At 49.6% G+C, this 12,350-nt stretch carries 12 protein-coding genes and 1 pseudogene; 9 read left to right on the plus strand and 4 right to left on the minus strand.

The window, feature by feature from the left end:
- Positions 1-356: pseudogene (locus J0A65_RS20150) on the plus strand (recombinase RecA); the annotation flags it as partial.
- Between the two features lie 58 nt (positions 357-414).
- Here the strand turns inward: J0A65_RS20150 and J0A65_RS20155 are convergent.
- The gene (locus J0A65_RS20155; protein WP_232850071.1) at positions 415-1,008 is read right to left on the minus strand and encodes a DUF1287 domain-containing protein; all 594 of its coding nucleotides are present in this window, start codon (positions 1,006-1,008) and stop codon (positions 415-417) included.
- The gene (locus J0A65_RS20160) at positions 1,005-2,219 is read right to left on the minus strand and encodes an MDR family MFS transporter (RefSeq protein ID WP_206596139.1); all 1,215 of its coding nucleotides are present in this window, start codon (positions 2,217-2,219) and stop codon (positions 1,005-1,007) included. Before J0A65_RS20160 ends, J0A65_RS20155 begins: the two co-directional genes overlap by 4 nt.
- 324 nt (positions 2,220-2,543) lie before the next feature.
- On the opposite strand from J0A65_RS20160, the gene metA reads away from it, so the two are divergent.
- The 6 genes from metA to J0A65_RS20190 all read left to right on the plus strand — a co-directional run bounded on the left by metA (position 2,544) and on the right by J0A65_RS20190 (position 9,340).
- Complete coding sequence (metA, locus tag J0A65_RS20165) at positions 2,544-3,461, plus strand: homoserine O-acetyltransferase MetA (protein WP_206596140.1); 918 nt, start codon at positions 2,544-2,546, stop codon at positions 3,459-3,461.
- A 23-nt stretch (positions 3,462-3,484) separates the two neighbouring features.
- Positions 3,485-4,525, plus strand: coding sequence for a homocysteine S-methyltransferase family protein (locus tag J0A65_RS20170; protein ID WP_269814690.1), 1,041 nt, complete (start codon positions 3,485-3,487; stop codon positions 4,523-4,525).
- A gap of 15 nt (positions 4,526-4,540) precedes the next feature.
- The gene (metH, locus tag J0A65_RS20175; protein WP_206596141.1) at positions 4,541-7,165 is read left to right on the plus strand and encodes a methionine synthase; all 2,625 of its coding nucleotides are present in this window, start codon (positions 4,541-4,543) and stop codon (positions 7,163-7,165) included.
- A 244-nt stretch (positions 7,166-7,409) separates the two neighbouring features.
- The gene (locus tag J0A65_RS20180; protein WP_206596142.1) at positions 7,410-8,120 is read left to right on the plus strand and encodes a hypothetical protein; all 711 of its coding nucleotides are present in this window, start codon (positions 7,410-7,412) and stop codon (positions 8,118-8,120) included.
- Between the two features lie 142 nt (positions 8,121-8,262).
- Positions 8,263-8,754 (plus strand): WbuC family cupin fold metalloprotein, encoded by a 492-nt coding sequence (locus J0A65_RS20185; protein ID WP_232850072.1) that lies wholly within the window; start codon positions 8,263-8,265, stop codon positions 8,752-8,754.
- The gene (locus J0A65_RS20190; RefSeq protein WP_206596143.1) at positions 8,747-9,340 is read left to right on the plus strand and encodes a DUF938 domain-containing protein; all 594 of its coding nucleotides are present in this window, start codon (positions 8,747-8,749) and stop codon (positions 9,338-9,340) included. The genes J0A65_RS20185 and J0A65_RS20190 overlap by 8 nt, the downstream gene beginning before the upstream one ends.
- Here the strand turns inward: J0A65_RS20190 and J0A65_RS20195 are convergent.
- Both J0A65_RS20195 and J0A65_RS20200 read right to left on the minus strand, forming a co-directional pair.
- A complete protein-coding gene (locus J0A65_RS20195; protein ID WP_206596144.1) occupies positions 9,337-10,029 on the minus strand; it encodes a substrate-binding periplasmic protein in 693 nt (230 codons plus the stop codon). The two genes, J0A65_RS20190 and J0A65_RS20195, sit on opposite strands and share 4 nt — an antisense overlap.
- A gap of 198 nt (positions 10,030-10,227) precedes the next feature.
- Positions 10,228-11,379 carry a GNAT family N-acetyltransferase gene (locus J0A65_RS20200; protein WP_206596145.1) on the minus strand — a complete coding sequence of 384 codons (1,152 nt, stop codon included), beginning with the start codon at positions 11,377-11,379 and terminating at the stop codon, positions 10,228-10,230.
- A gap of 49 nt (positions 11,380-11,428) precedes the next feature.
- On the opposite strand from J0A65_RS20200, the gene J0A65_RS20205 reads away from it, so the two are divergent.
- Both J0A65_RS20205 and J0A65_RS20210 read left to right on the plus strand, forming a co-directional pair.
- Positions 11,429-11,887, plus strand: a complete 459-nt coding sequence (locus J0A65_RS20205) for a regulatory protein RecX (protein ID WP_206596146.1) — start codon at positions 11,429-11,431, stop codon at positions 11,885-11,887.
- Positions 11,888-12,065: 178 nt separating this feature from the next.
- Positions 12,066-12,350, plus strand: a 285-nt coding sequence (locus tag J0A65_RS20210) for an alanine--tRNA ligase-related protein (protein WP_232850073.1), incomplete at its 3' end; no start/stop codon positions are given.

Genomic DNA, 12,350 nt, shown 5'->3' on the forward strand with positions numbered 1-12,350 from the left:
GTATCGGTGCGGTGAAAGAGGGTGACGAAGTGGTGGGTAGTGAAACCCGTGTTAAGGTGGTGAAGAACAAAGTAGCCCCGCCCTTTAAGCAGGCCGAATTTAATATTATGTACGGCGAAGGGATCAGCAAAGAAGCTGAGCTGGTGGACATGGGCGTACTACACAAGTTTGTGGAAAAAGCAGGAGCCTGGTACAGCTACAATGGTGAGCGTATCGGTCAGGGTAAGGCTAATGCCGTGAAGTTTTTAAAAGACAAACCGGAAATGGCTGAGGCGATTGAGAAGCAACTGCGTGACAAACTGCTCTTGGCTAAAACCGTCAAAGCCGAAGAAGGTGTATCAGAGGAAGTACTGTAAGCTTCTGATAATATACAGCCAGAAAGCCCGCCATCGCGGGCTTTTTTATGTCTGTGGTTTATTGCTCTGTCACAGCCGGGTATCGGTAATGGCCTGTGATGGGATAGCGAAGCAGGCTGTTATCTTCTACTGGCCCCGCTCCGATATTGTGTAATACCAGCGGTGTGCCGTCTGGTGCGCTTTTATCACTGACAATCCCAATATGCGGCAGATTACCCGGTAACATCCAGGTGACTATATCCCCGGCCTGAAATGCCTCGGTTTGCTGGGTAAGCGGCAGCGACTGCCCATATCGGCCGAAAAACACCTGCAGGTTGGGCACGCGCCGGTGATCTATATTGCGGTCAGGCTTGCTCAGACCCCAAATGCGTTTTGAGGGGTAAAGTGCAAAGTGTTGCCTGATATCCTCATGGACTAACAACTGAAGGTCGACGCCCAGGGTACGATAGCTGCGGATCACCAAATCGGTACAAACGCCGATATTGTCCGGCACATCGCCCCCCGGATAGGCCAGTTTGTGATAACTGCCATCATAACGAATATCCAGTAGCGTGCGGGCTTGAGCGGCTTTTACCAGTGCATCAGGATGTGCTTGCAGGCTATTGGCAAAGACTAAGGTGCTGCTGAGCAGCATGCTGAGGTATACCTTCATCCTTCTTGCTCCACAGGTTCGGTTGCCAGAGCTGGACGTGTGGCAAAACGCATTTGCTGATATAGCGCAAACACGACCAGACAGCAAAGGCTGGTGAAGAAAAACAGGCTGGGGCCGCCATAAGCCTTTAGCAACAAACCACCAATGTAAGGTGCAAGGGCAAAGCCAATGGAATACAAGGACGCCGCGCCATAATAAACGCCGCGCATATTGGCAGGTGCAATGCGGTCAATCTGGATATTCATGGTGGGGAATAAAATGCATTCTCCCAGGCTTAACAGGAAAGTGGCGACAATCCAGCCCCAATACCAGTCGACGGGGTTAAGGGCAAAGCCTAGTTGCGACAAGGTCAGTAGCACCATACCCACCTGAACACGATGCACCAGACTGCGCTTTTGCATCAGACGCACCATTACAAACTGAAAGCACACTATGGTCATGCCGTTGGTAAAGATTAAGGTGCCCACCAGTTGCACTACATTATCCAGGCCTTCACGACTCAGGTATTGCACCAGGGATGAGTCCAAATGGGCAAACACAAAAGCCACCAGGGTATTTGCCAGAACCAGCAATAAAAACAACTTGTCCTGACTTAGTACGCGCAGGATTTGTATGAATGGGATGCGGTCAAGGTTTTTCCCTTTAGGTGAGGAGGGGCGGCGAAATGCCCACCACACTGCCCATAGCAACAGCAGGTATACTGCGGCCACAGCAAAAAAAGTATGTTGCTGACCGGCAAAGCCCATCCACACTCCCGCCAGCGGGAAGACGGCGGCACCAACGTTGATGGAAAAGTAACGCAATTGGAAAGCCGTTTCGCGCATATCGGCTTCGGGCAGCATATCGCTTATCAGGGCCTTGGCAGGCGGCTCCCAAATCTCCCGGCTGATGGCGCACAGGGCCATGCAAAGAGCATATAAGATTACCTGGTTTGCAATGGCGAGCAAACTGAAAGCCAAAATGGCTAATACCCCGGCGCTAAACAGCATGGTTTTGCGGCCTAATCTGTCGGTCAGCGCGCCGGCATAAAAGCCAACCAGTACCGCGGAAACCGCCGATATAGTCATGGTCAGGCCTATCTGCCATTCGTTTAAGGCAAACTTTTGGTAGAGCATGATGGCCATAAAGGGCCACACCATAAAAAAGGTGCCACGAGAGAAAAATACGCCGAGGATCATAACCCATACCAGCGATGGGAATTGTCTTGCCAACTGCCAGTTCATAGGTCTTGTGCAATGCCAGGAAGAGACGGCTAACCTAGCGTTTTTACGACATTTTTTGAAGCGCTAAGATTAGATCTTTTTGTCATGGCTATATATAGATAATGCGCTCTTGAAAGGCGTTTTTGGATCAACGGGTTCAAACCTTTACAACTGCGTAGCTGTCTTAAAACATCACTGTAGAGAGAGCTTTCCATTCCACATATAAATCATTTAGACGTCTAGACGTAAAGAGGTTGACATTTCCAGACGTCTTGGCAAGATGCCCTACATAGCCAGCTTAAGGCTACTTGTTCACTAGTTCGGAGGACTGCTATGCCAATTCGTATTCCCAATGATTTGCCCGCACAGGATGTATTAGGTGAAGAGAACATCTTTGTGATGGGAATGGAACGCGCAGCCAATCAGGATATTCGCCCCTTGGAAGTGGGGATCCTCAATCTGATGCCGAACAAAATTGAAACCGAAATACAGTTGCTGCGGCTGTTGTCTAACACGCCGCTGCAGATCAACGTGGACCTGATTCGCATCGATAATGAAGCGCCGAAAAATACCCCTAAGGCGCATATGGACGCGTTCTACCACCAGTTCGATGATATCGCTAATAAGAAATATGATGGTTTGATTGTGACCGGTGCGCCGCTTGCGCTGCTGGATTACGAGGCGGTGAAGTACTGGGATAAGATGCAAACTGTGCTCGATTGGGCTCGCCGCCATGTGCAATCCACACTGTTTTTATGCTGGGCAGCCCATGCTGCCATGTATCATTATTTTGGTATCGACCGCCGCTTACGCGAGCATAAATTGTCTGGCGTATTCAGTCATCAGGTCAACGAAGAGCATGATGAGTTGCTGCGCGGTTTTGATCCGGTGTTTAACGCCTGCCATTCACGCTTTGGCGAGATTCCATTGGAGACTTATCATTCAGTGCCTGAGCTCAAGGTGCTGGCTACGTCGGAAAAAGCCGGCGTGTATCTGGCAGCTACCCGGGATAAACGTTTAGTCTTTGTAACAGGGCATCCCGAGTATGATCCTGATACTTTGGCGGGTGAATATCAAAGGGACCTGGATGCTGGTTTAGCGCCTGCTGTACCGGATAACTACTTTCCTGGTGATAACCCTTGCTTAGCACCGCTGGTCACTTGGCGCTCCCATGGTAATTTGTTGTTCACCAACTGGCTGAATTACTATGTGTATCAGGAAACCCCGTTTAATTTGTCAGATATCGCCTGAAAGGCACGAAGAGGATTGTTTAGTTGAAGCTCAAGCCCATTGAAGAGGCCCTGAAATCCCGCATCCTGATCCTGGATGGCGCGATGGGGACCATGATCCAGCAGTACAAGCTGGAAGAAGCTGATTACCGAGGCACACGCTTTGCCGACTGGCATATGGATATCAAGGGCAACAATGATTTGTTGGTATTAACCCAGCCGGACATGATTGGTGAAATCCACGAAAAATATCTGGCAGCTGGTGCCGACATTTTGGAAACCAATACCTTTAATGCGACCTCTATCGCCATGGCTGACTATGATATGCAGTCACTGGTGTATGAAATTAATCTGCAGGCCACCCGACTGGCAAAGCAGGCTTGTGAAAAATACAGTACGCCAGAGCGACCACGCTATGTGGCAGGGGTGTTAGGTCCCACCAACCGTACCGCGTCAATTTCCCCGGATGTGAACGACCCTGGTAAGCGCAATGTCACTTTTGATGAGCTGGTGGAAGCCTATGAGGAGGCCACCCAGGCACTGATGGAAGGTGGCGCGGATATTATTCTTATCGAGACCATCTTCGATACCTTAAATGCCAAAGCGGCGGCCTTTGCGGTAGAAAACGTGTTTGAAAAGCGCGGTCAATCCTTGCCGGTGATGATCTCCGGTACTATTACCGATGCCTCCGGCCGTACCTTGTCCGGACAAACCACCGAAGCTTTCTACTATTCACTGCGTCATATTAAACCACTGTCGTTCGGCCTTAACTGTGCGTTGGGGCCGGATTTGCTGCGTCAATATATTCAAGAGCTCAGTGATGTCTGTGAATGCGCGGTATCTGCACACCCCAATGCGGGTCTACCTAATGAATTTGGCGAATACGATATGGATGGGGAAGAGATGGCCGTGCATATCCGCGAGTGGGCCGATGCAGGTTTGTTGAATATTGTCGGCGGCTGCTGTGGCACCACCCCTGAACATATTCGCATTCTGGCCGACGCGGTAGCGGGTAAGGCGCCAAGAGTGCCCCCCAGATTGCCGGTGAAATTACGCCTGTCCGGCCTTGAGCCATTTGTACAGTAACAGACCGAGGTAAGCATGACTCAACAAGCCAGCGCCAACTTTATTAACGTCGGCGAGCGTACCAACGTCACAGGTTCGGCCCGCTTTAAACGCCTGATTCTTGAAGGCGATTATGAAGCCGCATTGGAAGTGGCCCGCCAGCAGGTCGAAAACGGCGCGCAAGTGATTGATATCAACATGGATGAAGCCATGTTGGACTCTGAAGCGGCTATGGTGCGCTTTTTAAATCTGATTGCCTCTGAGCCGGATATCAGCCGTGTGCCCGTGATGATCGACTCATCCAAATGGTCGGTGATTGAGGCCGGTCTTAAATGCGTGCAGGGCAAGGCTATCGTTAACTCTATCAGCCTTAAAGAAGGTGAAGAGCAGTTCCTTCATCAGGCTAAACTCATCAGACGTTATGGCGCTGCAACTGTGGTTATGGCTTTTGATGAAGTGGGGCAGGCCGACACCGAGGAGCGTAAGTTCGAGATCTGTCAGCGCAGCTATAAGTTACTGACCGAAAAAGTCGGTTTCCCGCCGGAAGACATTATTTTTGACCCCAATATTTTTGCGGTCGCAACCGGTATCGAAGAGCACAACAACTACGCGGTGGACTTTATTAATGCCACCCGCAAGATCCGTAAGCATCTGCCTCATGCCCATATCTCCGGTGGTTTGTCGAATGTGTCATTCTCGTTTCGTGGCAACGAACCAGTGCGTGAAGCCATGCATTCGGTGTTTTTGTACTATGCCATCAAGGCCGGTATGGATATGGCCATCGTTAACGCCGGGCAGTTGGCGGTGTATGACGATATTCCCCTGGAACTGCGAGAAGCGGTGGAAGATGTGATTCTTAACCGCCATCCCGAGGCGACCGACCGCTTACTGGAACTGGCGCCAAAATACCGTGGTGACGGTAAAGAAGTCGAAAAAGAAACCCAGGAATGGCGTGGCTGGCCGGTGAATAAACGGCTGGAGCATGCGCTGGTCAAAGGTATTACCGATTTTATCGAGGAAGACACTGAAGCTGCCCGCCAGGAAGCGGAAAAACCCCTGCATGTGATTGAAGGGCCGTTAATGGATGGCATGAATGTAGTAGGCGACCTCTTTGGTGAAGGTAAGATGTTCCTGCCCCAGGTGGTGAAATCTGCCCGGGTAATGAAGCGTGCCGTGGCCTATTTGCAGCCTTATATCGAAAACGAAAAGAATGCCGGCTCGTCCAACGGTAAAATTCTGCTTGCTACGGTAAAAGGCGATGTTCACGATATAGGTAAAAATATCGTCGGCGTGGTGCTGCAATGTAATAACTTCGAGGTGATTGACCTTGGAGTGATGGTGCCTTGCGAGAAAATTCTGCAAACGGCGCGTGAACAAAAGGCAGATATGATTGGCCTGTCGGGGCTGATTACGCCGTCACTGGATGAAATGGTGCATGTGGCCAAAGAGATGCAGCGTCAGGGCTTTGAGCTGCCGCTACTGATTGGTGGTGCTACTACATCCAAGGCCCATACGGCGGTGAAAATTGAGCAGAATTATCATGGCCCGGTAGTTTATGTACCCAATGCCTCTCGTGCCGTGGGGGTGTGCCAGAAACTTATTTCCGCTACCGCCCGAGCCGAGTATGCGGCCGAGCTGGCGGTGGAGTATGAAAAAGTCCGCGAACAGCATGCCCGTAAAAAACCGCGCACTAAGCCCGTTACTTTGGAGCAGGCCCGCGCTAACGATGTAAAACTCGATTTTAGCGACTATCAGCCGCATAAGCCTAATCAGCTTGGTGTACAGGAGATTACCGCGGATATCGCGACGTTGCGACGCTATATCGACTGGACGCCGTATTTCCTGACTTGGTCGCTGGCCGGTAAGTACCCACGCATTTTTGATGATGAAGTGGTGGGCGAGGAAGCCAAAAAGCTGTTTGCCGACGCTAATGCTATGTTGGACCGCTTTGAGCAATCGGGTGAAATTCAGGCCAAAGGCGTGGTGGGCATATTTGCTGCCAACCGCTTTGGTGATGATATTGAGATTTACGCTGATGACAGTCGCAGTCAGGTGCTTACCACAGCATGCCATTTACGCCAGCAAACCGAAAAGCTGGATTTTCCTAATTACTGCTTGAGCGATTTTGTTGCCACTAAAGACAGCGGCATAGCCGACTACACTGGCGCCTTCGCGGTAACCGGCGGCATTGGCGAAGATGAACTGGCCGATGCATACAAGGCTGATGGCGATGACTATAACGCCATTATGGTCAAAGCCGTGGCCGATAGACTAGCCGAGGCCTTTGCCGAGTACCTGCACGAGCGGGTGCGTAAGGAAATCTGGGGTTATGCTGCCGAAGAAAACCTCAGTAACGACGAGCTGATCCGTGAAAAGTATCAAGGCATTCGTCCTGCGCCAGGTTATGCGGCATGCCCAGAGCATACCGAAAAGCAGAAGATCTGGGATTTGCTGGACGTTGAGCGCCGAATTGGTATGCAGCTAACCTCCAGCTATGCCATGTGGCCCGGGGCCTCGGTATCAGGTTGGTACTTTGCTCACCCGCAGAGCAAGTACTTTGCTGTAGCGCAGATCCAGTCTGATCAGTTAGAAGATTATGCGCAGCGCAAGGGCTGGGATATACAGACTGCCGAAAAGTGGCTGGCACCTAACTTAAGCTGACCACTGGTTGTTTTAACTAAGCACAAAGGGAGCATAGCTCCCTTTTTTATGGCCTGTATTTCAGAATAATTATTTATCATTCAAACTGGCAGTTTCGTCATAAATATTTACAGACGGTCACAGGTTTGTTTGTTAGTTGTTTGATAAATATGTGAATTTTTAATTGGCTCGGCCTTTGCTTAGGCTGAGTTGAATCAAGATGTAGCGATTCAAATCATAACAATGTTCTTATGGAGAAAAGAATATGAATCGTGGTCAGCAAATTTTTGCTTTTTTTACTTTGTTTTTTTGCTTGTCTAGTACACAAGCTGCGCCAATCTCGTTCACCAAGCTGTCTGGTGTGGCGGGGGGCTCACCTGCTAGCACAGCAATTTACATGGCCGATCTTAGCGGTATAGGCTTATCAAATATCTTGTCCGTCACTATTAATGATGACAGTCGTGGACTTGGTGGGGCTACCGGTCAGTTTAGTGGCTTCGATCTGGATGCCATTATCTTATCCAATACCTTATGTACAACGGCTTCCTGTGCGGCAGGGCTGACGGGACTGTCGGTATTTGATTATATCAATGGTGTGCTTTTCACGCCGGGTGTGCAGCGGGCTCCAGTGAACAGCAAGCTATTCGGGACCAACCTATCGGGTGATGGTGTGGACAACGCAGTTGCAACGCTTGGTGTTTTTGATGGTAATTCAACAGTCGCAATTCCAGGAGCTGCAGGATTTCTCAGTATGGGTGATCTCGGCAAGCTGAGCTTCAACTTGACCTCTGCTTTGTCAACGGCCGGACTCTATCTGTATATAGGTGAGGTAGGTGACAACGGTGAAGTGGCGGCTTCTGCCATAGAAGTGTCTGATCGCCCAGTTGGGGTGAGTGAACCCGCTCCTCTGATGCTGTTTGCACTTGCTGGCCTGTTGCTCGCTTGGACGCGCAACCTAAACAAGACTGGTAGATAATGCAATAAAGGTATTCGACCTGCTTGTGTTTGCTTGGTTTGGCCATTTATCCACAGGCAGGTTGAAACGAGTAGTTAAAGGTGTTCGAGCATGGTGCTTCTGGTAGTCTAAATGCAATATTTTGCTTATTGGAAGACTTTATTTGGCAATCCAGCTGTTCGACGACTCGCTGTTTTCGCAATTGCAGGACGGCGCAGCGCAAAGCCCGAGAAGGCGACTCAATCACAATATTCACAGTGATCTTAGCGATCCTGTGCAGCGGTTGTTTATTACCCTGATGCCAGATTCTTATGTCAGGCCCCACCGACATAGCCAATCTGACAAATGGGAGTTTTTCCTGATGCTGGAGGGAACTGCATCTTTTGTCATTTTCAGTCAGGAGGGTGAAGTACTTGCCCGCCATACGCTTTGTGCCCAAGGGCCGCTGCGAGGCCTGGAAATCCCGCCGGGTACTTGGCATAGCGTGGTGGCGCTGGAGCAACCCGCGACCTTTTTAGAAGTCAAACAAGGGCCTTATCAGGCATTATCTGCAGAAGACATGGCCAACTGGGCACCAGCAGAAGGAGAGCCCGAGGTACAAGCATTTTTGCAGCGCTTAAAAGGCTGCCAGGTAGGAGATAAATTCAATGGATAAACCATACAGCCAAGCCTGTGAAAACAACAAAGGCCCCATTTTGGACGTGCTGAAAGTGCGCCTTGATGGCAGTCGACGTTTGCTGGAAATCGGTTCGGGTACCGGGCAGCATGCGGTGTATTTTGCCGCCTTGTTACCGCATTTGCAGTGGCAAACCAGTGACAGGCTGGAAAATCACGCTGGTATTAATGCTTGGATAGATTATTTCCCTGCGGCCAATTTGCATCGCCCTATTTGTTTCACTGTCGGTATGGATAAGTGGCCAGGCGGCGATTTTGATACCGTGTTTACCGCTAACACCACTCACATCATGCAAGTGAACGAAGCCCAGCAGATGATGCAGATGGTGGCAGAGCACTTGCCTGACAATGGAGTGTTTTGCCAGTACGGTCCTTTTAACATCGATGGTCAATATACCAGTGACAGTAATCAGGCCTTTGACCAACAACTGTTAAATCAGGGCTTTGGCGGAATTCGTGACATCGCTGAACTGCAAAGCTGGGTTGCAGGAAGCGGGTTGACACTAATGCAGCGAATTCAAATGCCGGCTAACAATCAAATGCTTGTCTGGCAAAAACTTATTTAATTCAGCTGTCGTATTGGATGGCTTTTTAAGTCTGTTGCGTAGGCGTTAAGTTGGGCTAACCATCTTTCATAAATATCTGGTGATAAGCCATTTTCTTTGTAAAGCGGGAGAACTTGATCGGTGGCAACCAGGTGTTTTAGCCCTTTTGTTAATGCTTTAGAAAAGTTCAAAAATGCCGGATCATCCAGATTGCCCATAATATGAATCGTATTTTCCTGTGGTATCTCACCGGGTTGTAGGCAAGGATGGGGCTGCTCCTGATTCATCTGTGTGCAATAATAGTTAGCCAGGGTTTCTATGATAAAAGCATGTTTGATTCGCCCACCCAATAGCATCTGCAACAGGGCATCACTCTCTACCAGCGGATAGATATTGGTAAATCCTTTGTCCAATAGAAACTGACTTTGTGCAGTACCTTGCAATACGCCGATGAGCTCATTGGATGCCTTTAACTCGTATAGTGACTGGGCTTTTGTTCCAGGCAGGCTGAAAAATCCCGCTCTGGAGAGTGTTAAAGGGGGGCTAAATTGCGCCCACTTAGCGCGTTCCGTGGTTTTGGCTGCAAAAAAAACAGCATCCAGTTTACCTTGTTGCAACTGGGTTTGTGCCCAGGACCAAGCTAAGGATGATGGGGTGATTTCGAAGCCTGTGTCATTGGCTAACGCGCGCTCTAGTAACTGCCAGGACAAACGATATTCTCCTGGGCGTGCCAGACCTTGTGCATGCCGCTCAGATACCGCCAAATGCATATGCACAATTTCACTCGCCTGTCCCCATGGTGAATTTAGAAGCAGAATGACAAACAAACCACGCAGCAGTTTCACAGCAATTTGACGCATTGGATATTTTCTTTGACTTTAGCAGCTGTTGGCAGTTAGGAAAACGCTTTAGGTGGCATGCTGCTGTGAATAAGGCAGTAGTTTGCTGGCTTCTCGATAATATTCAGCCACTTGCAGCTTTTCCTGAGCGACATAATGTTGCACTGCTGTATGAAATGCGTTGTCTGCCAACCAGTGATTGCTGAAGCACAAAACCGGTTCAAACCCCCGTTGTATTTTATGCTCGCCTTGTGTGCCAGGATTAAAAAATGGCAGGCCATGTTCAATGCAATATTCGATGCCTTGGTAGTAACAAACTTCAAAATGCAGTCCATCTACTTCCTGCATGCAACCCCAGTAGCGGCCGAACAAACCTAGCTTGTCAGTAAAAAACAATGCGCTGGCCAGCATATCGCCGTTAATACGGGCTTGCACAACTAGTAGCCGCTCACTCATATCTTGTCGTATCGCCTCAAAAAAGCGACTAGTCAGATAGCCAGTGTGGCCTGAGCGTTTCAGGTAGGTGTGTTGATAACACAGATAGAAATCTTGCATATGCTCGGCAGTGATGGCGCAGCCCTTTAGCCGATGGAAGCTGATGCCCGCTTCTAGTAGTCGTCGACGTTCTTTCAGCAGGTTCTTGCGCTTACGCGAGCTGAAGGTGGCGGTAAAGTCAGCAAATTCGTTGTAGCCTCGATTAAACCAATGAAACTGCACAGAGTGGCGCTGCATAGCGCCAAGCTCGGCAAGTTGTACAGCATCTTCTTGGTGAGGGAAGAGTATATGCAGTGAGGACAAGGATGCTTCATGACAATAAGTTTTCAGGCGTTCCAGTACTGCAGGCCATAAATCCGCAGCGTTTGCGCCGGGACGTGTTAGCAAGCGCTGACCGGGAACCGGTGTGAAAGGCAGAGCAGACACTAGTTTCGGGTAGTAGCATTTTCTGTATCTGCCATAAGCCTCGGCCCAGGCAAAGTCAAACACGTACTCACCATAGCTGTGTGACTTTTGATAAAGCGGCAGTGCCGCAAGCAGGCCCAATGCGTCTTTCACCAGTAAATGGCAAGGTTGCCAGCCGCTACCTCCTGCCACGCAATGATGCGCTTCCAATGCCTCCAGAAATGCATAGTCCAGAAAAGGGCCAGCATCCTGACTTAAGGTTTGCCAGTCAGACGCTGGAATACGTTTAAGGCTATCGATAAAAGTGAATTGTAAATCCATGGCCGGACAGCGTTACAATATGAGCAAGAAGATATAGGTGCAGATAACTATGACAGATGCTGATCGCAAGATCATCAGAGAAACCCTGACTATGTTGCTTGCCAGACGGGAACATAGTCAGGCAGAACTGATGGTTAAGCTGACCGCCAGAGAATTCGATCCTTCGCTTAGTCGAACCATTCTAACCGAATTTGCCGAGCGGGGCTGGCAGTCTGATGCACGCTTTGCCGGATGTTTCGTCCGCCAGCGGGTGGGAAAGGGTCAGGGAGAGGCACGTATTCGTGCTGAGCTACGTATGCGTCAGGTGGCGGATTGTCATATTCAACAGGCTCTGGATGAATTGGATGTCGACTGGTTTGCTGCTGCATTGACTGCCTATCAACGTAAGTATCGACAGCCCGCGGCAGATTGGAAAGAGCAGCAAAAGCGTATGCGTTATTTACAGTATAAAGGCTTTAATGGAGAGCAAATCCGTTTTGCCTGCGAGAGTGCCTTTATCGATGAATAATGGCAAATTTCGACGCTTGTTGGCAGCTTCACCGCCAAAGGGATGAAAGTTGCATAAATTGAGGCGGTACAGGCTAGTAATTACTTATGATTGCACCTGACAGGTGGCGAGTTTTCATGATATCGTCCGCAATAATTCCAAGGTTTATTTTTCACAGTTTTTTTCTCCGGGATGTTAAATGACTATTAGCACTGCTGAAATTCGAAGCGCATTTTTGGACTACTTTGCCAGGCACGGTCACCAGAAGGTTTCCAGTAGCTCTCTGGTGCCGGCCGATGACCCGACTTTATTGTTTACCAATGCCGGGATGAACCAGTTCAAGGATGTGTTTTTGGGCGCTGAAAAACGTGCTTATACCCGCGCGGTATCTTCACAGCGCTGCGTGCGTGCTGGTGGTAAGCACAACGACCTGGAAAATGTGGGATATACGGCCCGCCATCACACTTTTTTTGAAATGCTGGGC

This window comes from Bowmanella yangjiangensis, from assembly GCF_017255015.1.
GTDB lineage: Bacteria > Pseudomonadota > Gammaproteobacteria > Enterobacterales > Alteromonadaceae > Bowmanella > Bowmanella yangjiangensis.